At 39.4% G+C, this 22,792-nt stretch carries 34 protein-coding genes; all 34 read right to left on the reverse strand.

Annotated elements, in window-relative coordinates:
- Positions 1-19: 19 nt before the first annotated feature.
- The 34 genes from rpsM to rpoC all read right to left on the reverse strand — a co-directional run bounded on the left by rpsM (position 20) and on the right by rpoC (position 22,784).
- The gene (gene rpsM, locus F7888_RS18540; RefSeq protein WP_191782119.1) at positions 20-385 is read right to left on the reverse strand and encodes a 30S ribosomal protein S13; all 366 of its coding nucleotides are present in this window, start codon (positions 383-385) and stop codon (positions 20-22) included.
- Between the two features lie 23 nt (positions 386-408).
- A complete protein-coding gene (rpmJ, locus tag F7888_RS18545; RefSeq protein ID WP_017473641.1) occupies positions 409-522 on the reverse strand; it encodes a 50S ribosomal protein L36 in 114 nt (37 codons plus the stop codon).
- 32 nt (positions 523-554) lie between these two features.
- On the reverse strand, positions 555-773 hold the full coding sequence (infA, locus tag F7888_RS18550) for a translation initiation factor IF-1 (protein WP_191782121.1): 219 nt from the start codon (positions 771-773) through the stop codon (positions 555-557).
- Positions 751-1,086 carry a KOW domain-containing RNA-binding protein gene (locus F7888_RS18555; RefSeq protein WP_191782123.1) on the reverse strand — a complete coding sequence of 112 codons (336 nt, stop codon included), beginning with the start codon at positions 1,084-1,086 and terminating at the stop codon, positions 751-753. The genes infA and F7888_RS18555 overlap by 23 nt, the downstream gene beginning before the upstream one ends.
- 17 nt (positions 1,087-1,103) lie before the next feature.
- Entirely contained in the window at positions 1,104-1,850 is a 747-nt protein-coding gene (gene map, locus F7888_RS18560; protein ID WP_191782125.1) for a type I methionyl aminopeptidase, read from the reverse strand.
- Positions 1,850-2,500, reverse strand: a complete 651-nt coding sequence (locus F7888_RS18565) for an adenylate kinase (RefSeq protein WP_191782127.1) — start codon at positions 2,498-2,500, stop codon at positions 1,850-1,852. The genes map and F7888_RS18565 overlap by 1 nt, the downstream gene beginning before the upstream one ends.
- 59 nt (positions 2,501-2,559) lie before the next feature.
- On the reverse strand, positions 2,560-3,852 hold the full coding sequence (gene secY / locus F7888_RS18570) for a preprotein translocase subunit SecY (protein ID WP_191782129.1): 1,293 nt from the start codon (positions 3,850-3,852) through the stop codon (positions 2,560-2,562).
- The gene (gene rplO, locus F7888_RS18575) at positions 3,852-4,292 is read right to left on the reverse strand and encodes a 50S ribosomal protein L15 (RefSeq protein ID WP_191782131.1); all 441 of its coding nucleotides are present in this window, start codon (positions 4,290-4,292) and stop codon (positions 3,852-3,854) included. The genes secY and rplO overlap by 1 nt, the downstream gene beginning before the upstream one ends.
- A gap of 34 nt (positions 4,293-4,326) precedes the next feature.
- Positions 4,327-4,509: a 50S ribosomal protein L30 gene (gene rpmD, locus F7888_RS18580; protein ID WP_090858976.1), complete on the reverse strand. Its 183-nt coding sequence runs from the start codon at positions 4,507-4,509 to the stop codon at positions 4,327-4,329.
- A gap of 14 nt (positions 4,510-4,523) precedes the next feature.
- The gene (gene rpsE / locus F7888_RS18585) at positions 4,524-5,021 is read right to left on the reverse strand and encodes a 30S ribosomal protein S5 (protein WP_191782133.1); all 498 of its coding nucleotides are present in this window, start codon (positions 5,019-5,021) and stop codon (positions 4,524-4,526) included.
- Positions 5,022-5,042: 21 nt separating this feature from the next.
- Complete coding sequence (rplR, locus tag F7888_RS18590) at positions 5,043-5,405, reverse strand: 50S ribosomal protein L18 (protein ID WP_191782135.1); 363 nt, start codon at positions 5,403-5,405, stop codon at positions 5,043-5,045.
- A gap of 33 nt (positions 5,406-5,438) precedes the next feature.
- Complete coding sequence (rplF, locus tag F7888_RS18595; RefSeq protein ID WP_191782137.1) at positions 5,439-5,975, reverse strand: 50S ribosomal protein L6; 537 nt, start codon at positions 5,973-5,975, stop codon at positions 5,439-5,441.
- A 29-nt stretch (positions 5,976-6,004) separates the two neighbouring features.
- Complete coding sequence (rpsH, locus tag F7888_RS18600) at positions 6,005-6,403, reverse strand: 30S ribosomal protein S8 (protein WP_191782139.1); 399 nt, start codon at positions 6,401-6,403, stop codon at positions 6,005-6,007.
- Between the two features lie 31 nt (positions 6,404-6,434).
- Positions 6,435-6,620 carry a type Z 30S ribosomal protein S14 gene (locus F7888_RS18605; protein ID WP_025909738.1) on the reverse strand — a complete coding sequence of 62 codons (186 nt, stop codon included), beginning with the start codon at positions 6,618-6,620 and terminating at the stop codon, positions 6,435-6,437.
- A 13-nt stretch (positions 6,621-6,633) separates the two neighbouring features.
- The gene (gene rplE / locus F7888_RS18610) at positions 6,634-7,173 is read right to left on the reverse strand and encodes a 50S ribosomal protein L5 (RefSeq protein WP_191782159.1); all 540 of its coding nucleotides are present in this window, start codon (positions 7,171-7,173) and stop codon (positions 6,634-6,636) included.
- A 24-nt stretch (positions 7,174-7,197) separates the two neighbouring features.
- The gene (rplX, locus tag F7888_RS18615; protein ID WP_191782161.1) at positions 7,198-7,509 is read right to left on the reverse strand and encodes a 50S ribosomal protein L24; all 312 of its coding nucleotides are present in this window, start codon (positions 7,507-7,509) and stop codon (positions 7,198-7,200) included.
- Positions 7,510-7,547: 38 nt separating this feature from the next.
- Positions 7,548-7,916: a 50S ribosomal protein L14 gene (gene rplN / locus F7888_RS18620; RefSeq protein ID WP_191782163.1), complete on the reverse strand. Its 369-nt coding sequence runs from the start codon at positions 7,914-7,916 to the stop codon at positions 7,548-7,550.
- A 43-nt stretch (positions 7,917-7,959) separates the two neighbouring features.
- Positions 7,960-8,223 (reverse strand): 30S ribosomal protein S17, encoded by a 264-nt coding sequence (rpsQ, locus tag F7888_RS18625; protein WP_191782165.1) that lies wholly within the window; start codon positions 8,221-8,223, stop codon positions 7,960-7,962.
- Positions 8,224-8,252: 29 nt separating this feature from the next.
- Positions 8,253-8,447 (reverse strand): 50S ribosomal protein L29, encoded by a 195-nt coding sequence (gene rpmC / locus F7888_RS18630; protein ID WP_191782167.1) that lies wholly within the window; start codon positions 8,445-8,447, stop codon positions 8,253-8,255.
- Positions 8,437-8,871 carry a 50S ribosomal protein L16 gene (gene rplP, locus F7888_RS18635; RefSeq protein WP_191782169.1) on the reverse strand — a complete coding sequence of 145 codons (435 nt, stop codon included), beginning with the start codon at positions 8,869-8,871 and terminating at the stop codon, positions 8,437-8,439. Before rplP ends, rpmC begins: the two co-directional genes overlap by 11 nt.
- A 2-nt stretch (positions 8,872-8,873) precedes the next feature.
- A complete protein-coding gene (rpsC, locus tag F7888_RS18640; protein ID WP_191782171.1) occupies positions 8,874-9,530 on the reverse strand; it encodes a 30S ribosomal protein S3 in 657 nt (218 codons plus the stop codon).
- Positions 9,531-9,533: 3 nt separating this feature from the next.
- On the reverse strand, positions 9,534-9,875 hold the full coding sequence (rplV, locus tag F7888_RS18645) for a 50S ribosomal protein L22 (RefSeq protein WP_191782172.1): 342 nt from the start codon (positions 9,873-9,875) through the stop codon (positions 9,534-9,536).
- 17 nt (positions 9,876-9,892) lie between these two features.
- On the reverse strand, positions 9,893-10,171 hold the full coding sequence (gene rpsS / locus F7888_RS18650) for a 30S ribosomal protein S19 (RefSeq protein ID WP_191782174.1): 279 nt from the start codon (positions 10,169-10,171) through the stop codon (positions 9,893-9,895).
- A 57-nt stretch (positions 10,172-10,228) separates the two neighbouring features.
- A complete protein-coding gene (gene rplB, locus F7888_RS18655) occupies positions 10,229-11,059 on the reverse strand; it encodes a 50S ribosomal protein L2 (RefSeq protein ID WP_191782176.1) in 831 nt (276 codons plus the stop codon).
- Between the two features lie 27 nt (positions 11,060-11,086).
- Positions 11,087-11,374, reverse strand: coding sequence for a 50S ribosomal protein L23 (gene rplW, locus F7888_RS18660; protein ID WP_090859020.1), 288 nt, complete (start codon positions 11,372-11,374; stop codon positions 11,087-11,089).
- Complete coding sequence (rplD, locus tag F7888_RS18665) at positions 11,374-11,997, reverse strand: 50S ribosomal protein L4 (RefSeq protein ID WP_191782178.1); 624 nt, start codon at positions 11,995-11,997, stop codon at positions 11,374-11,376. The genes rplW and rplD overlap by 1 nt, the downstream gene beginning before the upstream one ends.
- Before the next feature lie 26 nt (positions 11,998-12,023).
- The gene (gene rplC / locus F7888_RS18670; RefSeq protein WP_191782180.1) at positions 12,024-12,653 is read right to left on the reverse strand and encodes a 50S ribosomal protein L3; all 630 of its coding nucleotides are present in this window, start codon (positions 12,651-12,653) and stop codon (positions 12,024-12,026) included.
- A gap of 36 nt (positions 12,654-12,689) precedes the next feature.
- Entirely contained in the window at positions 12,690-12,998 is a 309-nt protein-coding gene (gene rpsJ / locus F7888_RS18675; protein WP_191782182.1) for a 30S ribosomal protein S10, read from the reverse strand.
- A gap of 1,271 nt (positions 12,999-14,269) precedes the next feature.
- The gene (gene tuf / locus F7888_RS18680) at positions 14,270-15,460 is read right to left on the reverse strand and encodes an elongation factor Tu (protein ID WP_191782184.1); all 1,191 of its coding nucleotides are present in this window, start codon (positions 15,458-15,460) and stop codon (positions 14,270-14,272) included.
- 132 nt (positions 15,461-15,592) lie between these two features.
- Positions 15,593-17,671: an elongation factor G gene (gene fusA / locus F7888_RS18685; protein WP_191782186.1), complete on the reverse strand. Its 2,079-nt coding sequence runs from the start codon at positions 17,669-17,671 to the stop codon at positions 15,593-15,595.
- A gap of 94 nt (positions 17,672-17,765) precedes the next feature.
- A complete protein-coding gene (gene rpsG / locus F7888_RS18690; protein WP_191782188.1) occupies positions 17,766-18,236 on the reverse strand; it encodes a 30S ribosomal protein S7 in 471 nt (156 codons plus the stop codon).
- A 40-nt stretch (positions 18,237-18,276) separates the two neighbouring features.
- Positions 18,277-18,699: a 30S ribosomal protein S12 gene (rpsL, locus tag F7888_RS18695; protein ID WP_090859042.1), complete on the reverse strand. Its 423-nt coding sequence runs from the start codon at positions 18,697-18,699 to the stop codon at positions 18,277-18,279.
- A 105-nt stretch (positions 18,700-18,804) separates the two neighbouring features.
- Positions 18,805-19,053, reverse strand: coding sequence for a 50S ribosomal protein L7ae-like protein (locus F7888_RS18700; RefSeq protein ID WP_191782190.1), 249 nt, complete (start codon positions 19,051-19,053; stop codon positions 18,805-18,807).
- A 131-nt stretch (positions 19,054-19,184) separates the two neighbouring features.
- Positions 19,185-22,784, reverse strand: a complete 3,600-nt coding sequence (gene rpoC, locus F7888_RS18705; protein WP_191782192.1) for a DNA-directed RNA polymerase subunit beta' — start codon at positions 22,782-22,784, stop codon at positions 19,185-19,187.
- Positions 22,785-22,792: the final 8 nt, after the last annotated feature.

A 22,792-nucleotide genomic window follows, 5' to 3' on the forward strand; every position in this document is an offset into this window, starting at 1 on the left:
TTATCTAGTACCTCCTTTACTATTTTTTCTTGTTAGCTACAGTACGACGTGGACCTTTACGTGTACGAGCGTTGTTTTTCGTATTTTGACCACGAACAGGTAATCCGCGACGGTGACGAAGACCGCGGTATGAACCGATTTCGATTAGACGCTTAATGTTAAGTGAAACTTCACGACGAAGATCCCCCTCAACTTTTAGACGATCGATAATATCACGGATTTTCCCTAATTCTTCTTCTGTTAAATCGCGAACGCGTGTATCTTCAGAAACACCAGCTTCAGCAAGTACTTTCTCCGCTGTTGGGCGGCCGATTCCAAAAATATATGTTAAAGAAATAACAATGCGTTTATCGCGTGGAATATCTACACCAGCAATACGTGCCATTTAAACGTACACCTCCTTGTTTATTAACCTTGTTTTTGTTTATGTTTTGGGTTTTCACAAATAACCATAACTTTACCGTTACGACGAATAACTTTACATTTTTCGCAGATCGGCTTTACAGATGGTCTCACTTTCATCTTTTAAACCTCCTTGATATATCGGAGTGAATTTATTTAAAACGGTACGTAATTCTACCGCGAGTTAAGTCATACGGTGATAATTCAACCGTTACTTTATCGCCAGGTAAAATACGAATAAAATGCATTCGAATTTTTCCAGATACATGGGCTAACACTGTGTGCCCATTTTCTAATTCTACTTTAAACATAGCATTAGGTAATGTTTCTACGACAGTACCTTCAATTTCAATTACATCGTCTTTCGCCATTGAAAAGTTCTCCCTTCTTCAAATCAGTAACTTGCTCATTGACAAACTTCGTTAAGGCAAAACGCAGTTTACCGTTTGTCACACGACCAGTTTCATTAATACTGCTCTGAACTTCCGGAGATACGAAATCAAAAAATTCAAGGTGATTAATATTTTTCTTTTTAGGATTTTTAAACTTCCGCTTATCCCCATCTGCAAGTAATACGAAGCGATCATCGAGAATTTCTACTATGACAGCAAACTGACCAGCGTCTCTGCCTTGAGTTATCAAAACAAACTGACCTATGCACGGACTCGAATCAGAATCATTCAATACATAATCACCTTCACTTAGGCTTTTGTTAGGATTTCATATCCTGTTTCAGTAATTGCAATTGTGTGCTCAAAGTGAGCACATGTCTTACGATCCACTGTCACAACAGTCCAATCATCAGCTAACGTCTTCACATATCGACTACCTGCATTCACCATCGGTTCAATGGCAAGTACCATGCCTGGTTTTAAACGAGGCCCCTTGTTCGGTGGACCATAATGCGGAATTTGTGGGTCTTCATGCAATTCTTGCCCAACTCCATGTCCGACATACTCTCTGACAACAGAAAAGTTATGTTCTTCAACGTATGTTTGGATTGCATGAGATATATTTGAAAGACGCTCACCAGGTTTTGCTTCCTGTAATCCTTTATAAAGTGACTTCTCAGTTACCTCAAGAAGTTTTTGATTTTCAGCCGAAATAGTACCAACAGGATATGTCCAAGCTGAATCTCCATGATAGCCATTATAATACGCACCGATATCGATACTAATTATATCACCATCTAGTAGCTTACGATCACCAGGAATTCCATGTACTAATTCTTCATTAACAGAAGCACATATACTCCCGCGAAAACCATTATACCCTTTAAAGGATGGAATTGCACCTAACCCGCGTATGAATTTTTCTGCAATAGTATCCAATTCTAAAGTAGTGATTCCTGGAGTAATATGTTTGATTAATTCTTGGTGGGTTAAAGCTACAATCTTGCCAGCTTCACGCATGATTTCAATCTCACGCGGAGTCTTACAAATAATCATTATTTTAAGCCCCCAAGCAATTGCTCAATATCCTCATAAACTTTACCGATTTCTTGTTGACCGTTAATGTTTCGTAGATATCCCTTCACTTCATAAAAACTTAGTAGTGGTTGGGATTGCTTCACATTTACTTCAAGACGAGTTCCAACTGTTTCCTCGTTATCATCTGCACGTTGATATAGTTCGCCTCCACACTTATCACATACACCAGGGTTAGCCGGTGGATTGAATACTAAGTGGAATGTCGCCCCACAACTCTTACAGATTCGTCGACCTGTTAATCTTTCCATTAAGATGTCTTGATCAACATCGATATTAATTACATAATCGATTTTACGATTTAAATCAGCTAAGATTTGTTCTAAAGCTTCAGCTTGTGGTACTGTTCGTGGAAATCCATCAAGTAGAAATCCTTTTTCACAGTCATCCTTACTTAGACGCTCACGTACAATCCCAATCGTTACTTCATCCGGAACAAGCTCGCCTTTATCCATAAAGGATTTAGCTTTCAAACCTAAATCAGTCTCATCCTTCATTGCAGCTCTAAACATATCTCCTGTTGAGATATGAGGGATTTGATAATCTTCTACAATACGTTCTGCTTGAGTACCTTTACCAGCACCTGGTAGGCCCATTAAAACTAAATTCATCGTATGACTCCCCTCAGTCTCTTCTATTTTAGAATCAGGGAGATAGCACTCCCCAGATACTATTTAATAAAACCTTTATAATGTCTCTTAACTAACTGACTTTCAAGTTGCTTCATTGTCTCTAATGCAACACCAACAACGATCAACAAACTTGTTCCACCAATCTGTGCAGATTGAGGCAGGTCAGCAATCTTTATAAAGATAACAGGAAGAATTGATATCGCTGATAGGAATATTGCTCCTACGAAAGTAAGACGATATAGAATTTTTGTTACATATTCTTGTGTATTTCTTCCTGGGCGAATTCCAGGTATATAGCCACCTTGTTTCTTCAAGTTTTCAGCCATTTGTTCTGGGTTAACCTGAACGAATGTATAGAAATAAGTGAAAGCAACAATAAGTGCAACATACAGAATCATACCTACAGGTTGAGTGTAATCAAATGTTTTTTGTATCCACAAGGTTACATCATTTTGACCAAAAAAGGATGCAATTGTTGGTGGTGTTATGATAAATGATACTGCAAAGATTACTGGAATAACACCAGCAGCATTTACTTTAAGAGGTAAATGAGTGGAGTGTCCTCCTACAGGGCTATTCGCAACTAATCGTTTTGCATATTGAATTGGTATTTTACGTAATGCCTGTTGAACGAAGATAACTCCGACAACAATCGCTATTACAGCAAGCAAAATTAGTAATACTGTAACAATACGTAAAAATAATTGATCACCAGCATCTTCGAATTGCTGAGCATAGATTTGGTTCACTGTTGTAGGAATTCCAGCAGCAATACCAGCAAAGATAATAATTGAAATCCCGTTACCTACACCCTTTGATGTAATTAGCTCACCTAACCACATTAAAAATGCAGTACCAGCTGTAAGAACTAACGCGATCAACAAGTAAGTAGTGATCCCTGGATTTTCAATCAACATCCCGCCTGCCATACTATTAAAGCCATATGACATTCCAAGTGCCTGTATGAATCCTAAACCAATTGTACCATAACGAGTAAATTGTGCTAATTTACGACGGCCAACCTCACCTTGCTTCGACCATTCAGTAAACTTAGGAACAACGTCCATTTGTAATAACTGAATAATAATCGAAGCGGTGATGTAAGGCATAATCCCCATAGCTAAGATAGAGAAGTTACTTAAAGCACCGCCACCGAATGTATTTAGAATTCCAAATACATTCAACTCATCATTCAACCTTAAAACATCAGCATTAACGTTTGGAACTGGAATAAATGTACCAATTCGAAATACAACTAACATCAGTAAGGTGAATATAATCTTGTTTCTTATATCACCAACGCGCATAAAATTGGAGATTGTCTGAAACATTAGATCACCTCAACTGTTCCGCCAGCCGCTTCAATAGCATCTTTAGCAGTAGAGGAGAATTTGTGAGCTTTAACAGTAAGTTTTTTATCAAGAGTTCCTTTTCCAAGAACCTTAACTCCTGCTTTTAGGTTACTTACTACACCAGTCTCAACAAGTAATTCTGGAGTAACTTCAGTTCCATCTTCAAAGCGGTTAAGAGTCTCAAGATTCACGATAGCAAAATCCTTACGGTTAATGTTAGTGAATCCACGCTTAGGTAAACGTTGGAATAATGGTGTTTGACCACCTTCAAACCCTGGACGAACACCTCCGCCAGAACGTGCATTTTGACCTTTATGACCTTTTCCAGCAGTTTTACCATTACCAGAACCAATTCCACGTCCTACACGGTTACGCTCTTTACGAGAACCTTCCGTCGGTTTCAATTCATGTAGCTTCATTTGGGCACCTCCTTATTTAAGAAGAAAATCTATATTATTGTTCTTTAACTGTAACAAGATGGGCAACTTTATTAATCATACCGCGAATCGCAGCATTATCATCATGAACAACAGTTTGATGCATTTTTTTCAATCCTAGTGTACGAACAGTTACACGTTGGTCTTCAGGGCGTCCAATGACACTGCGAGTAAGGGTGATAGCTAATTGTTTTGACATCTTATTTCCCTCCCTTATCCTAACAGTTCTTCTACTGATTTACCACGTAACTTTGCAACATCTTCAGCACGCTTTAATTGTTTAAGTCCTTCTAATGTAGCACGAACCATATTAATTGGAGTGTTAGTTCCTAATGATTTAGATAGGATATCTGCAACACCAGCTAATTCAAGCACCGCACGAACAGGTCCACCAGCGATAACCCCAGTACCTTCTGATGCAGGCTTTAATAAAATGTTTCCAGCACCGAATTGTCCGATTACTTGGTGAGGAATAGTTGTTCCAACCATAGGAACAGTAATTAAGTTTTTCTTTGCATCTTCAATTGCTTTACGGATAGCATCAGGAACTTCTTGTGCTTTACCAGTTCCGAAACCTACATGACCGTTTTTATCACCGACAACAACTAGAGCAGCAAAGCGGAAACGACGTCCACCCTTAACAACTTTAGCAACACGGTTAACGGTAACAACGCGTTCTTCAAGTTCTAATTTGTTTGGATCAATACGCATCTCATGTCCCTCCTTTTACTATTAAAATTCTAATCCAGCTTCACGAGCAGCATCAGCTAAAGCTTTTACACGACCATGATATAAATATCCTCCGCGGTCAAATACTACTGTTTTAACACCTTTTTCAATTGCACGCTTTGCTACAAGCTCTCCAACCTTTTGAGCAGCTGCAACATTACCAGCAGATTCAAGGTTAAGTTCTTTATCTAAAGTAGATGCACTTACAAGAGTTACAGAATTAGTATCATCGATCACTTGAGCATAAATGTGTTGATTTGAACGGTACACATTTAAACGAGGGCGAGCAGCAGTTCCAGATAATTTAGCACGTACACGTCCATGTCTCTTTTTACGAACTGCATTTTTATCCTGTTTCGTAATCATTTACGTCACTCCTTTCTTTAAGCTAAGAAGTTATTACTTCGCAGTTTTACCTTCTTTACGACGTACATTTTCACCTTCATAACGAATACCTTTACCTTTGTAAGGCTCAGGTGGACGTACATCACGAATGTTAGCAGCTAATGCGCCAACACGTTCCTTATCAATACCTTTTACAACTACCTTAGTATTAGATGGCACTTCGATTTCGATGCCAGCTTCAGGAGTCATTTCTACTGGATGAGAGTAACCTACATTCAGTACAAGCTTGTTTCCAGATTTAGAAGCACGGTAACCTACACCGATTAATTCTAATCCTCTTTCAAAGCCTTTTGATACACCTTCAACCATGTTAGCTAAAATGCTACGAGTTGTGCCATGAAGTGCACGGTGTTCTTTATTATCAGTTGGACGGACAACGTTAATTACGTTTTCCTCAACGCTAATTTGAATATCTGGGTGGAAGCTACGAGTTAATTCACCTTTAGGTCCTTTAACAGTAACCTCACTACCATTTAGAGTAATAGTAACTCCAGCAGGAATTTCGATTGGTTTCTTACCAATACGTGACATATAGTACACCTCCAGTCATTTAAAAAATATTACCAAACGTAAGCTAATACTTCTCCACCAGCTTGTTTTTGACGAGCTTCTTTATCAGTTAAAACACCTTGAGAAGTTGATACTAGTGCGATCCCTAGACCGTTTAATACGCGAGGAACTTCATCAGCTTTTGCATAAACACGAAGACCAGGCTTACTAATACGCTTAAGACCAGTAATAACACGCTCATTATTTGAACCGTACTTTAAGAAGATACGGATAATACCTTGTTTGTTATCTTCGATATATTCAACATCACGTACGAAACCTTCACGCTTTAAAATCTCAGCAATATCCTTTTTGATTTTTGAAGCAGGGATTTCTAATTTCTCGTGACGAACCATATTCGCATTACGGATGCGAGTAAGCATATCTGCAATTGGATCTGTCATTACCATTGTATAATTACCTCCTTCCCATGTATGGGGATTACCAACTTGCTTTCTTTACACCAGGGATTTGACCCTTGTACGCTAATTCACGGAAACAAATACGGCATAATTTAAATTTGCGAAGTACAGAGTGAGGACGACCACAACGCTCACAACGTGTATACTCTTGCACTTTAAATTTTTGTTGGCGCTTTTGTTTCGCAATCATAGATTTTTTAGCCACGATTTCGCCTCCTTTATTTTTGGAACGGCATTCCGAACCCTGTTAATAGCTCACGAGCTTCCTCGTCAGTATTTGCAGTAGTTACGATAACGATATCCATACCACGTACTTTACTTACTTTATCGTAATCAATTTCAGGGAAGATTAATTGCTCTTTTACACCAAGAGTGTAGTTACCGCGACCATCAAATGATTTCTTAGAAATCCCACGGAAATCACGTACACGTGGTAATGAAACTGCGATTAACTTATCGAAGAATTCATACATACGCTCACCACGTAGTGTAACTTTCGCACCGATTGGCATACCTTCACGAAGACGGAAACCAGCGATTGATTTCTTAGCACGAGTGATCACAGGCTTTTGACCAGTAATAGCAGCTAATTCTTCAACAGCATTGTCTAATGCTTTTGAGTTAGCAACAGCGTCACCTACACCCATGTTAATTACGATTTTTTCAAGCTTAGGAACCTGCATTACAGAAGTATAGTTAAACTTGCTCATAAGAGCAGGTGTAATGTCTGATTGATATTTTTCTTTTAGGCGGTTCATCTAAAGTACCTCCTTTCTTCTATACTATTTATCTAAAGTTTCACCAGATTTTTTTGCAATACGTACCTTTTTACCATTAACCACTTCATAACCTACTCTAGTTGGTTGACCAGATTTAGGATCTAATGGCATAACGTTTGATACATGAATTGCTGCCTCTTTCGTGATAATACCACCTTGAGGATTATCTTGAGACGGTTTTGAGTGTTTTTTCACGATATTTACGCCTTCAACTAGTACACGATCTTTCTTTGGGAAAGCTTCAAGAATAACACCTTGTTTTCCTTTGTCTTTTCCAGAGATCACTTGTACCTTGTCACCCTTTTTAACATGCATCGATTTCGCACCTCCTTAAAAGGTAAATCAAATTTCTATTATAGTACTTCCGGAGCTAAAGAAACAATTTTCATAAAGTTGCTGTCACGTAATTCACGAGCAACTGGTCCAAAGATACGAGTTCCACGTGGACCCTTGTCATCACGGATAATAACGCAAGCATTTTCATCAAATTTGATGTATGTTCCGTCATTACGACGAACACCGCGCTTCGTACGAACGATTACGGCTTTAACAACATCACCTTTTTTAACAACGCCTCCTGGTGTTGCTTGTTTCACTGTACAAACGATTACGTCACCAATATTAGCAGTTTTACGGCCTGAACCACCTAGTACTTTGATAGTTAATACTTCACGAGCACCAGAGTTGTCAGCAACCTTCAAACGAGATTCTTGTTGAATCATTCATGAAACCTCCCTTCGGATTTGTGATTGATCCGAACCTTAATTATATAATAACCGCTTTTTCTACAACTTCTAATACACGGAAGCGTTTAGTTGCAGATAATGGGCGAGTCTCCATAATTTTTACGATGTCACCAGTCTTAGCTGTGTTGTTTTCATCGTGTGCTTTAAATTTCTTTGAATACTTTACGCGCTTCCCGTAAAGAGAATGTTTCTTATAGGTTTCTACAAGTACAGTTACTGTTTTGTCCATCTTGTCAGAAACCACACGTCCTGTGTAGACTTTGCGTTGGTTGCGTTCACTCACTTTGCAAACCTCCTCTCAGGTTATCAATTCTATCGGCTAATCTCTCTTTCACGAACTACTGTCTTCATACGAGCGATTGCTTTACGCACTTCACGGATACGTGCAGTGTTTTCAAGCTGACCAGTAGCTAATTGAAAGCGTAGGTTGAATAGTTCTTCTTTTAAAGATTTTACTTTTTGTTCGATTTCTGCAGTGGTTAAGTCACGGATTTCATTAGCTTTCATTTGATTCACCACCAATTTCTTCGCGTTTTACAAACTTAGTTTTAATCGGTAATTTGTGAGACGCAAGACGTAATGCTTCACGTGCAACTTCTTCAGATACACCTGAGATTTCAAACATTACTTTACCTGGCTTTACAACTGCTACCCAACCTTCAGGAGCCCCTTTACCAGATCCCATACGTACTTCTAGAGGTTTTGCAGTATACGGCTTAGAAGGGAAGATCTTAATCCAAACTTTACCGCCACGTTTCATGTAACGAGTCATTGCAATACGAGCAGATTCGATTTGACGGTTAGTGATCCATGAAGCTTCTAGAGCTTGGATACCATATTCACCGAAATGTACCTCAGTACCACCCTTTGCACGACCACGCATTTTTCCGCGGTGTTCTCTGCGATATTTAACGCGTTTTGGCAATAACATAATTAATTTCCTCCTTCCTCTTTTTTCTTCTTAGTAGGAAGAACCTCTCCACGATAAATCCATACTTTAACTCCGATTTTACCGTAAGTAGTATCAGCTTCAGCTGTACCATAGTCGATGTCAGCACGAAGAGTATGAAGTGGAACTGTTCCTTCGCTGTAATGTTCAGCACGAGCGATATCTGCACCACCAAGACGACCAGAAGTCATAGTCTTGATCCCTTGTGCACCTGCACGCATTGTACGTTGGATCGCTTGTTTTTGAGCACGACGGAAAGAAACACGATTCTCTAATTGACGAGCAATGTTTTCAGCAACTAGAACAGCGTCTAAGTCAGCTCTCTTAATTTCTAAGATGTTGATGTGTACACGCTTGCCAGTTAATTGGTTAAGTGCTTTACGAAGTGCTTCAACTTCAGTACCGCCTTTACCGATTACCATACCTGGCTTAGCTGTGTGAACTGTGATGTTAACACGGTTAGCAGCACGTTCAATTTCAATTTTTGATACAGAAGCATCACTTAAACGTTTTGTGATATACTCACGAATTTTAAGGTCTTCATGTAATAAATCAGAATAATCTTTGCCAGCGTACCATTTTGATTCCCAATCACGGATAACACCGATACGCAAACCTATAGGATTAACTTTTTGACCCACTGCTTATCCCTCCTTCTTTTCAGATAGCACGATAGTAATGTGACTCGTGCGTTTATTAATCGCGCTTGCGCGTCCCATTGCACGTGGACGGAAACGTTTTAGCGTTGGACCTTCATCAACGAATACTTGTGATACGACTAAGCTATTAGCATCCATTTCATAATTATGTTCAGCATTTGCAATTGCAGAGTTTAAAAGCTTCTCAACAATAGGAGATGCTGCTTTTGGTGTGTGTTTAAGAATTGCAACAGCTTCACCTACTTGCTTACCTCGAATTAAATCAACGACCAAACGGGCTTTACGAGGAGCAATACGTACTGTTCTAGCGACAGCTTTAGCTTGCATAGTTAAGCCTCCTCTCATTAACGTCTTGTTTTCTTATCGTCATTTGCGTGTCCTTTATAAGTACGTGTTGGTGCGAACTCACCTAATTTGTGTCCTACCATATCTTCCGTAACATATACTGGCACGTGTTTACGACCATCATAAACTGCGATTGTGTGACCAATGAATTGTGGGAAAATTGTTGAACGACGAGACCAAGTCTTAACAACTTGCTTCTTCTCAACTTCATTCAATTTTTCAACTTTCTTAATCAAATGATCATCCACAAAAGGTCCTTTTTTCAGACTGCGACCCATAAATGAACCTCCTCTCGTGATTGATCTACGGTTCTATGGAACCGTAGCACAACCCCGTTATTTTTTACGTCGACGAACAATGAATTTATCTGACTTGCTCTTCTTTTTACGTGTTTTCGCACCAAGAGTTGGTTTACCCCATGGTGACATTGGTGATTTACGTCCGATTGGAGCTTTACCTTCACCACCACCGTGTGGGTGATCGTTAGGGTTCATAACAGATCCACGTACAGTTGGACGAATACCTAACCAGCGAGAACGTCCAGCTTTACCAATGTTGATAAGCTCGTGTTGTTCGTTTCCTACTTGACCAACTGTCGCGCGACAAGTTGCAAGAATCATACGAACTTCACCAGAGTTCAAACGTACTAATACATATTTACCTTCTTTACCAAGTACTTGAGCAGAAGTTCCTGCAGAACGTACTAATTGTCCGCCCTTACCTGGCTTTAATTCGATATTATGAATAACAGTACCTACTGGGATGTTAGCTAATGGTAATGCATTTCCTACTTTAATGTCAGCTTCAGGACCTGACATGATTTCTAGGCCAACTTGAAGATTTTTTGGAGCTAAGATGTAACGCTTTTCTCCATCAGCGTAGTTGATTAATGCAATGTTAGCAGAACGGTTTGGATCATACTCAATTGTAGCAACGCGTCCAGGTATACCATCTTTGTTACGCTTAAAGTCGATAACACGGTATTGACGCTTATGTCCGCCACCTTGGTGACGTACAGTTAATTTACCTTGGTTATTACGACCACCTTTTCTGTGTAAAGGTGCAAGTAATGATTTTTCTGGTGTGGCAGTAGTGATTTCAGCGAAATCTGAAACTGTCATACCACGACGACCATTAGAGGTTGGTTTGTACTTTTTAATCGCCATGTCTATTTCCCTCCTTCACTATAAAACTTATACTTCAAAGAATTCGATTTCTTTGCTATCAGCAGTTAATTTAACGATTGCTTTTCTACGACGGTTTGTATATCCGCTATGACGTCCCATACGCTTAAACTTGCCTTTGTAGTTCATTACGTTGACTTGCTCAACTTTTACTCCAAAGATTTGCTCGATTGCGTCTTTTACTTCAGTCTTGTTAGCTTTCACATCTACATCAAAAGTGTATTTCTTCTCAGCCATTAAGTCTGTAGTACGTTCTGTAATAACGGGGCGCTTAATAATATCACGAGGATCTTTCATTATGCAAGCACCTCCTCTACTTTTTCCACCGCACCTTTAGTAATCACAAGTTTATCGTGATTTAAAACATCAAGAACATTAATTCCATCGGCAGCAACAACAGTTACTCCTTGGATATTACGAGCTGATAAAGCTACAGCTTCATTTGCATCAGCAGTAACGATTAATGCTTTACGTTCGATGTTTAAACCAGTTAAGATTGCAACCATTTCTTTTGTTTTTGGAGTATCTAATAATAGGTTCTCCAATACAAGAATGTTGTTCTCTTGAACCTTTGTTGATAAAGCTGATTTGATTGCTAAACGGCGTACTTTTTTAGGTAATTTATAGCTATAGCTTCTTGGTGTAGGTCCGAATACAGTACCACCACCACGCCATTGTGGTGAACGGATAGATCCTTGACGTGCACGACCTGTACCTTTTTGACGCCATGGTTTGCGTCCTCCGCCAGCTACTTCTGAACGAATTTTTGTTTTATGAGTTCCTTGACGTAAGGAAGCTCTTTGCATAACAACAGCATCGAATAATACGTGCTGATTTGGTTCGATACCAAAAACGGAATCATTAAGTTCGATTTCTCCAACTGTTGAACCGGTTTGGCTATACAATGCTACTTTAGGCATTGGCTAATTCCTCCTTTCTTATTGTATTACTTTGCTTTAACAGCAGATTTAACAGTAATAAGTGATTTTCTAGCACCAGGAACATTTCCTTTTACTAATAAAAGGTTACGCTCTGTATCAACCTTAACGATTTGTAGGTTTTGCACTGTTACGCGCTCTCCACCCATACGTCCAGGTAATAGTTTGTTTTTGAAAACACGGTTAGGAGCAACAGGTCCCATTGAACCAGGGCGACGGTGGTAACGTGAACCATGAGACATAGGTCCGCGAGATTGTCCGTGGCGCTTGATTGAACCTTGGAATCCTTTTCCTTTTGATACTCCTGTTACATCTACGATATCTCCTTCTGTAAAGATATCAACTTTGACTTCCTGACCAACTTCATACTGTTCTAAGCTTACTCCACGTAATTCACGTACGAAGCGCTTAGGTGCAGTATTAGCTTTTGCTACATGTCCTTTAGATGGCTTGTTAGCAAGTTTCTCTCTTAAATCTTCAAATCCAACTTGTACTGCTTCGTAACCATCAGTTTCTGATGATTTCTTCTGAAGTACTACGTTTGGAGAAGCTTCGATTACAGTTACAGGAACTAGCTCACCATTTCCAACGAACACTTGCGTCATACCAACTTTTCTTCCTAAGATTCCTTTGGTCATTAGTCACACCTCCTATAGTAATGTGAAATTTATTTATTATAATTTAATTTCGATATCTACACCTGATGGCAGGTCTAATCTCATTAATGCATCAACAGTTTGTGGTGTTGGATTAATAATATCGATTAAGCGCTTGTGTGTACGCATTTCAAATTGCTCACGAGAGTCTTTGTATTTGTGTACAGCACGAAGGATCGTGTAAACTGATTTCTCAGTTGGAAGTGGGATTGGACCTGATACTGCAGCTCCAGAACGCTTCGCTGTTTCTACGATCTTCTCAGCAGATTGATCAAGAATTCTATGATCATATGCTTTTAAACGGATACGAATTTTTTGTTTTGCCATTATTTTCCCTCCTTTATCGCCTACTTTTTTAAATAGACCTTCTCCGTGAAAATTTCCTCACACTCGCCATGGCAAAGCGGCCGGGTGTGTCAGCAACCTTTCACTTCATCGCAGTCAAAGACCAACATTGTCTATTATATAAAAAACAAAACATAATTGCAACACAAATTGTTTTTATTATGCATGTTTTTCGCACTTTTATTATTATACATATGTCTATGCTACTTTTCAACTCTGTAGGGAATATATTTATAGTTAGATAATGGAAGGGTATTTTTTAGATTATTTCGATTGTTTGTACGAGTTTCTTCTATTATATTGTTGTGTTTGATTCGGGTGGTTTTTTGTGTGGGGTTTGTGCGGTTACAATAGAGCTTCGCGGTGGTATTTGGGGGTTGTTTTGTTCTGTTAGATGTTCCTATGAGACAGTTTATCTCAGTTATCTCTTTGTTTTGTCCTATGGGCTGTTCCTATGAGACACTTCTTCGATCTTTTCTCTTTGTTTTGTCCTATGGGCTGTTCCAACGAGACACTTCTTCGATCTTTTCACTCTTTATTGTCTTGTTGGTTGTTCCAATGAGACATTTCCTCTCTCTTTTCTTTCTATATTGTCCTATTGGGTATCCCTACAAGACACTTCTTTACTCTTTTTACTTTGTTTTATCCTATTGGCTGATCCTATGAGACACTTCTTCGATCTTTTCACTCTTTATTGTCTTGTTGGTTGTTCCAATGAGACATTTCCTCTCTCTTTTCTTTCTATATTGTCTTATTGGGTACCCCTACAAGACACTTCTTCACTCTTTTCTCTTTGTTTTGTCCTATGGGCTGTTCCAACGAGACACTTCTTCGATCTTTTCACTCTTTATTGTCTTGTTGGTTGTTCCAATGAGACATTTCCTCTCTCTTTTCTTTCTCTACTGTCCTATTGGCTATCCCTATAAGACATTTCTTCGTTCTTTTCTCTTTATTTTGTCCTATTGGCTGTCCCTATAAGACATTTCTTCTCTTATTTCACTCTTTATTGTCTTATTGCCCTGTCCCTACAAGACATTTCTTCTCTTATTTCACTCTTTATTGTCTTATTGCCCTGTCCCTATAAGACATTTGCTCTCTCTTTTCTTTCTATACTGTCCTATTAGCTTCCTCCAAAATACATTACTCATCTCTGAACTATCCCGTAAACAAACAATATACTGAGATCACCCATTATAATCTCAACAAAAAAACAGACGAGCAAATGCTCATCTGTTTCTGAGAAAGAGTATTAATTACTCTTGGATTGTAGCAACAACGCCAGCGCCTACTGTACGTCCACCTTCACGAATAGAGAACTTAGTTCCTTCTTCGATTGCAACTGGAGCGATTAGTTCAACTGTCATTTCGATGTTGTCACCAGGCATAACCATTTCAACACCTTCTGGAAGGTTACAAATTCCAGTTACGTCAGTTGTACGGAAGTAGAACTGTGGGCGGTAGTTAGTGAAGAATGGAGTGTGACGTCCACCTTCTTCTTTTGATAAAACATAAACTTCAGCTTTGAACTTTGTGTGTGGGTTGATTGTACCTGGCTTAGCAAGTACTTGACCACGTTGAATATCTTCACGAGCTACCCCACGAAGAAGTGCACCAATGTTGTCTCCAGCTTGAGCGAAGTCAAGAAGCTTACGGAACATTTCAACACCAGTTACAGTAGTTGATTTTGGCTCTTCAGTTAAACCAACGATTTCAATTACGTCACCAACTTTGATTTGTCCACGCTCAACACGTCCAGTAGCAACTGTACCACGACCAGTGATTGAGAATACGTCCTCAACTGGCATCATGAATGGCTTTTCAGTGTCACGTTGTGGAGTTGGAATGTACTCATCAACAGCGTCCATTAATTCGATAACTTTAGCTTCCCACTCAGCATCTCCTTCAAGAGCTTTAAGAGCAGAACCTTTGATTACAGGAACATCGTCTCCTGGGAATTCGTATTCAGAAAGAAGGTCACGAACTTCCATTTCAACTAATTCTAGTAATTCTTCGTCGTCTACCATATCACACTTGTTTAAGAATACAACAAGGTAAGGTACACCTACTTGACGAGATAATAGAATGTGCTCACGAGTTTGTGGCATTGGGCCGTCAGCTGCAGATACAACTAGGATCCCACCGTCCATTTGAGCAGCACCAGTGATCATGTTCTTAACATAGTCAGCATGTCCTGGGCAGTCAACGTGTGCATAGTGACGGTTTTCAGTTTCGTACTCAACGTGTGCAGTTGAGATTGTAATTCCACGCTCACGCTCTTCAGGAGCACCATCGATTTGGTCATAAGCCATAGCTTGGCCTTTACCAGAACGTCTAGCAAGTACTGAAGTGATAGCAGCAGTTAAAGTTGTTTTACCATGGTCAACGTGTCCAATAGTACCGATGTTAGCATGCGGCTTGGAACGGTCAAATTTTTCTTTACCCATTATAAATCCTCCTTAAGTATTAAACCTAATATTATTTTAGTAATTAAGTATGAAATGCTAGGAAAGTGAAAGCATTGCTTCACTTTCTTAGCTTACATAAGTAGTTATACTTTAATTAGTGGTGAAAATCAATTATTCACCTTTATTTTTTTTGATAATTTCTTCTGATACTGATTTTGGAACTTCTTCGTAATGATCAAAGTGCATTGTGAATACTCCGCGACCTTGAGTGTTTGAACGTAATGAAGTTGCATAACCAAACATTTCAGAAAGTGGAACCATTGAACGTACTACTTGCGCGTTTCCACGAGCTTCCATACCTTCAACACGTCCACGACGTGCAGTGATTTGACCCATAATGTCACCCATATATTCTTCAGGAACAACAACTTCTACTCTCATCATTGGCTCAAGAATGACAGGTTTACATTTTGATGCAGCGTTCTTAAGTGCCATAGAAGCGGCAATCTTAAACGCCATTTCACTAGAGTCAACATCATGGTATGATCCATCAACTAGTTTTGCTTTGATGTCTACTAACGGATATCCAGCAAGTACACCTCTGTTAAGTGATTCTTCCAGACCTGCTTGAACAGCTGGAATGTATTCACGAGGTACTACCCCACCAACGATAGCGTTTTCGAACTCAAAACCTTTTCCTTCTTCGTTAGGAGCAAATTCAATCCAAACGTGACCGAATTGTCCACGTCCACCTGATTGACGCGCGAATTTCCCTTCAACCTTAGCAGATTCACGGAAAGTTTCACGGTAAGCAACCTGTGGAGCACCTACGTTAGCTTCAACTTTGAATTCACGCTTCATACGGTCAACGATGATATCAAGGTGAAGCTCACCCATACCAGCGATGATTGTTTGACCAGTTTCTTGGTCAGTATGTGCACGGAAAGTTGGATCTTCTTCTTGAAGCTTCTGAAGAGCAGTAGTCATCTTATCTTGGTCAGCCTTAGATTTAGGCTCAACAGATAATTGGATAACTGGCTCAGGGAAGTTCATTGATTCTAAGATAACTGGCGCTTTGTCATCACATAGAGTATCACCAGTTGTTGTATCTTTTAAACCTACAGCTGCTGCGATATCTCCAGAGTGAACGATAGAGATTTCTTCACGGCTGTTAGCATGCATTTGAAGGATACGTCCTACACGCTCACGCTTACCTTTAGTAGAGTTTTGAACATATGATCCTGAGCTTAATGTACCAGAGTACACACGGAAGAATGTTAATTTCCCTACATATGGGTCAGTCATAACTTTAAATGCTAATGCTGAGAATGGCTCATCATCACTTGATGGACGAGTTACTTCTTCTTCGCTATCTGGTAGAGTACCTTTGATTGCTGGTACATCTAATGGAGATGGAAGATAGTCAATAACTGCATCAAGCATTTTTTGAACACCTTTGTTTTTGAATGCAGAACCACAGATAACTGGGTAGAATTCTACATTTACAGTTCCTTGACGGATACCTGCTTTTAATTCCTCGTTAGTGATTTCTTCACCACCAAGGTATTTTTCCATAAGAGCTTCATCAAGCTCAGCTACAGCTTCTACTAACTTCTCACGGTACTCTTCTGCTTGAGCCATGTATTCTTCAGGAATTTCACGCTCTTCAATGTCCGTACCTAAGTCATTTCCGTAGAAAGTAGCTTTCATTTCAACTAGGTCAATGATACCTTCGAATTGATCTTCAGCACCGATTGGTAATTGAATTGGGTGTGCATTAGCTTGTAAACGATCGTGGATTGTTCCAACTGAATACAAGAAGTCTGCACCGATTTTATCCATTTTATTAACGAAAACAACACGTGGAACACCGTATGTTGTAGCTTGACGCCAAACTGTTTCAGTTTGTGGCTCAACACCTGATTGAGCATCAAGTACAGCAACAGCACCATCAAGTACACGTAAAGAACGTTCAACTTCAACTGTGAAGTCTACGTGTCCTGGTGTATCAATGATGTTAACGCGGTGACCTTTCCATTGTGCAGTAGTTGCAGCAGATGTAATAGTGATTCCGCGCTCTTGCTCTTGTTCCATCCAGTCCATTTGAGATGCACCTTCATGTGTTTCACCGATCTTGTGAATACGACCAGTGTAATAAAGGACACGCTCAGTAGTCGTTGTTTTACCAGCATCGATGTGTGCCATGATACCGATATTACGAGTGTTGTTCAAGGAGAACTCTCTTGCCATGGGGTCTTTCTCCTTCCATATATTAAGTATTTTTTTTTGGAAAAAGCTCTGCTAAAAGCATATTACTATTTTAACAGAGCAATTTATTTTTATTCTACCAACGGTAGTGAGCAAACGCTTTGTTAGCTTCTGCCATTTTATGTGTATCTTCACGTTTCTTAACAGCAGCTCCAGTATTGTTTGCTGCATCTAAGATTTCGTTAGCTAAACGCTCTTCCATCGTTTTTTCTCCACGAAGACGAGCATAGTTTACTAACCAACGAAGACCAAGAGTAGTACGACGGTCTGGGCGAACTTCCACAGGTACTTGGTAGTTAGCACCCCCAACACGACGAGCTCTTACTTCAAGTACTGGCATGATGTTCTTGATAGCTTGTTCAAACACTTCCATTGCATCTTTACCAGAACGTTGTTGTACTAAATCAAAAGCATTATATAAAATAGCTTGAGATTTACCTCTCTTACCATCTACCATCATTTTGTTAATTAAACGACTTACAAGCTTTGAATTGTAAATCGGATCAGGTAAAACATCTCTTTTAGCTACAGGTCCTTTACGAGGCATTCTAATTTCCTCCTTTCAATCATATTAATTATAATGTGTATTACTTCTTAGGTGCTTTAGGTCTCTTAGTTCCGTATTTAGAACGACCTTGCATACGGTTGTTAACTCCAGCAGTATCTAACGCTCCACGAACGATGTGGTAACGTACCCCTGGTAAGTCTTTTACACGTCCGCCACGGATTAACACTACACTGTGCTCTTGTAGGTTATGTCCGATACCAGGAATGTAAGCAGTAACCTCGATTCCGTTAGTTAAACGAACACGAGCATATTTACGTAATGCTGAGTTCGGCTTCTTCGGAGTCATTGTACCAACACGAGTACAAACACCACGCTTTTGTGGAGAAGACTGGTTAGTTTGTGATTTCTTGAAGCTGTTGTATCCTTTGTTTAAAGCTGGTGAATCAGATTTTTGAATCTTTGACTCACGGCCTTTGCGTACTAATTGATTAATTGTAGGCATGTTTTTTCCTCCTTTCAAACTTTCTTTAAGACCACACATCCAGGTGGTTCATTTTTTTACAAAAAACAAAGTCTTTGCAGAGCATTTGATCCACAAAAACAGTTTTTAATTAATTATAGCAACTGTTGCTGCACCTACTTCTATTCCGCAAGCTTTTCCAAGCTTTTTCATAGATTCTACCTTTGTAACAGGAATGTTCTTCTCTTCTGCCACTTGAATGACCTTGTTTAACACACGGCGATCAGCGTCGTCAGCGATGATTACTTCCAGCACTTCGGTTGTTTGTAGCGCCTTAACGGTTTGCTTTGTTCCAATAATAATCTTACTTGCCTGTAATACTTTTTCATAAGACATTTCGAACCTATCCTCCAAAGTATCAGGTTATAGGAGCACCTTGGATATATTAACATTGATTGTGGGTAAGTGTCAACAATCTTTGAAAAATATTTTTTGTTGACACCTAACTCCACTAAATCAATTAGAGATTAATCAATTGCAACAGTTTCTTCATCAGACTCTTCTTGCATGATTAATTCTGCTTTACGGTAACGATTCATACCTGTTCCAGCTGGTACAAGCTTACCGATAATAACATTTTCCTTCAGACCTAGAAGCTCATCACGTTTTCCTTTGATTGCTGCATCAGTTAGGACACGAGTTGTTTCTTGGAACGAAGCTGCAGATAAGAATGAGTCTGTTTCAAGAGAAGCTTTTGTAATACCAAGTAATACAGGTCGACCTGTTGCTGGTGCTCTACCATCTAGTAATACTTTTGCATTTGCATCAGTAAACTGGTGAACATCAAGCAATGAACCTGGTAATACATCTGTTTCACCTGCATCAATGACTCTTACTTTACGAAGCATTTGGCGTACCATAACCTCAACGTGCTTATCTCCAATTTCAACACCCTGCATACGGTAAACTCTTTGAACTTCTTTTAATAAGTATTCTTGAACTGCTTGCATGTCTTTTACTTTTAATAACTCTTTCGGATCAATTGATCCTTCGGTTAATTCTTGACCACGTTCAACTTCTTGACCTTCTTTTACTTTTAGACGTGCACTATAAGGTGCAGTATAAGATCGGCTTTCGACACTTCCTTGAACGACAATTTCTTGTTGGCGATCCTTCACTTCAGTAATTGAAGCAATTACCCCATCAATTTCAGTAATTACTGCTTGCCCCTTTGGATTACGTGCCTCAAATAGTTCTTGAATACGCGGTAAACCTTGTGTGATATCGTCTCCTGCTACCCCACCTGTATGGAAAGTACGCATCGTTAACTGAGTTCCTGGCTCACCGATTGATTGAGCGGCAATAATACCTACTGCTTCTCCAACTTCAACCTCTGATCCAGTTGCTAGGTTACGACCATAACATTTCTTACATACACCATGTCTTGTATTACATGTGAATGCTGAACGAATCGTTACCTCTTCAATTCCAGCTTCAATAATCATACGAGCAATGTCTTCAGTAATAAGATCGTTTTCCTTCACAAGGACTTCTTTTGTTTCTGGATGTCTAACTGTTCTTCTTGCATAACGGCCAATTAAACGTTCTTCTAACGGTTCGATGACCTCTGTACCGTCTTTTAACGATTTAACTAGTAATCCGCGGTCTGTACCACAATCATTATCACGAACGATAACATCTTGTGCTACGTCAACAAGACGACGAGTTAAGTAACCTGAGTCAGCTGTTTTTAAGGCTGTATCGGCAAGACCTTTACGAGCACCGTGAGTAGAGATAAAGTACTCTAATACTGTTAATCCTTCACGGAAACTTGATTTGATTGGAAGTTCAATGATACGTCCAGATGGGTTTGCCATCAATCCACGCATACCAGCAAGCTGTGTAAAGTTAGATGCGTTACCACGGGCTCCAGAGTCACTCATCATGAAGATTGGGTTACTTTTATCTAATGTTTTCATTAACTTACCTTGAATGGTGTCTTTAGCAGCACTCCAAATAGAGATAACACGATCATAACGTTCCTCTTCAGTGATTAGACCACGTCTGAACTGTTTAAGAACATTATCAACCTTCGCTTGTGCTTCTTTAAGAATTTCTTCTTTTTCAGCAAGTACGACGATATCTGAAACCCCTACTGTAATACCAGCTTTTGTTGAGAATCTAAAACCAAGATTTTTCATGCGATCAAGCATTTTTGAAGTCTCAGTAATCTTGAACTTCTTAAATACTTCAGCAATGACATTACCAAGAATTTTCTTCTTGAATGGTTCAATCAATTCTTGATTTTGGATCGCTTCTAGAACATTAGCACCTTTTTCAACAAAGAATCGTTCAGGTGTCTTCTCTTCTAGGTTCTTTCTTGTTGGTTCATTAATATATGGGAACGTCTTAGGTAAGATTTCATTGAATATTAACTTACCTACTGTCGTAATTAATAATTTGTTGTTTTGTTCTTCAGTAAAGGTTTCATTCTTCAGAGAACCAGCATGTACAGCGACTCTTGTGTGAAGATGTACATAACCATTTTGATAAGCGATTAACGCTTCATCAGTATCTTTGAAGATCATTCCTTCACCAACGGCACCAACGCGTTCTAATGTTAGGTAATAGTTACCTAATACCATATCCTGAGATGGTGTAACAACTGGTTTTCCATCCTTAGGGTTAAGGATGTTTTGAGCAGCTAACATAAGAATACGTGCTTCAGCTTGAGCTTCAGCAGATAGTGGAACGTGAACAGCCATTTGGTCTCCATCAAAGTCAGCGTTGTATGCAGTACATACAAGTGGATGTAGACGAATTGCTCTTCCTTCAACTAGTGTTGGTTCGAATGCTTGAATACCTAATCTATGTAGAGTAGGGGCACGATTTAGTAGCACTGGATGCTCTTTAATCACTGATTCAAGGACATCCCAAACTTCAGGTTGAACTCGTTCAATTTTTCTCTTTGCACTCTTAATGTTATGTGCTAAACCTTTTTCAACTAACTCTTTCATGACAAACGGCTTAAATAATTCTAGTGCCATTTCTTTCGGTAATCCACACTGATACATCTTTAGGTTAGGACCAACGACGATAACAGAACGACCAGAGTAGTCAACACGCTTACCAAGTAAGTTCTGACGGAAACGGCCTTGTTTCCCCTTCAACATATGTGAAAGAGATTTCAATGGGCGATTCCCTGGACCTGTTACAGGTCTTCCTCTTCGTCCGTTGTCGATTAGTGCATCAACTGCTTCTTGAAGCATACGCTTTTCGTTTTGAACGATAATGCTTGGAGCTCCAAGATCTAACAGACGCTTTAAACGGTTGTTACGGTTAATAACACGACGATATAAATCGTTCAAGTCAGATGTAGCAAAACGTCCACCGTCTAATTGCACCATAGGACGTAATTCTGGCGGGATTACTGGAAGAACATCAAGAATCATCCATGAAGGTTCATTTCCAGAGTTTCTGAATGCTTCAAGAACCTCTAGTCTCTTGATTGCTCTAGTACGTCTTTGACCTTGAGACGTCTTAAGCTCTTCTTTCAGTGCTAACACTTCTTTTTCAAGCTCAATGTCATGTAAAAGCTTTTTAATCGCTTCTGCACCCATAGCAGCTTGGAATGTGTTTCCATACTTTTCACGGTATGCACGATATTCTTTCTCAGACAATAATTGCTTCTTGTCTAAAGGAGTATCGCCAACCTCAGTTACTACATACGAAGCAAAATAAATGACTTCCTCTAAAGCACGTGGGGACATGTCTAAGACAAGTCCCATACGGCTAGGGATTCCTTTAAAGTACCAGATATGAGAAACAGGTGCAGCTAATTCAATATGACCCATACGTTCACGACGCACTTTTGCACGAGTTACTTCTACTCCACAACGGTCACAGACAACACCTTTATAACGGACACGCTTGTATTTACCACAATGACATTCCCAGTCCTTTGTTGGACCGAAAATACGCTCACAGAACAAACCGTCTTTTTCAGGTTTTAATGTACGATAGTTAATCGTCTCAGGTTTCTTTACTTCACCAAAAGACCAAGAACGGATCTTATCAGGTGAAGCAAGACCTATATTCATATACTCAAAGTTATTTACATCTAGCAAGGGGCCTA

The sequence above is a fragment of the Litchfieldia stipae genome (genome assembly GCF_014837155.1).
GTDB lineage: Bacteria > Bacillota > Bacilli > Bacillales > Bacillaceae_L > Litchfieldia.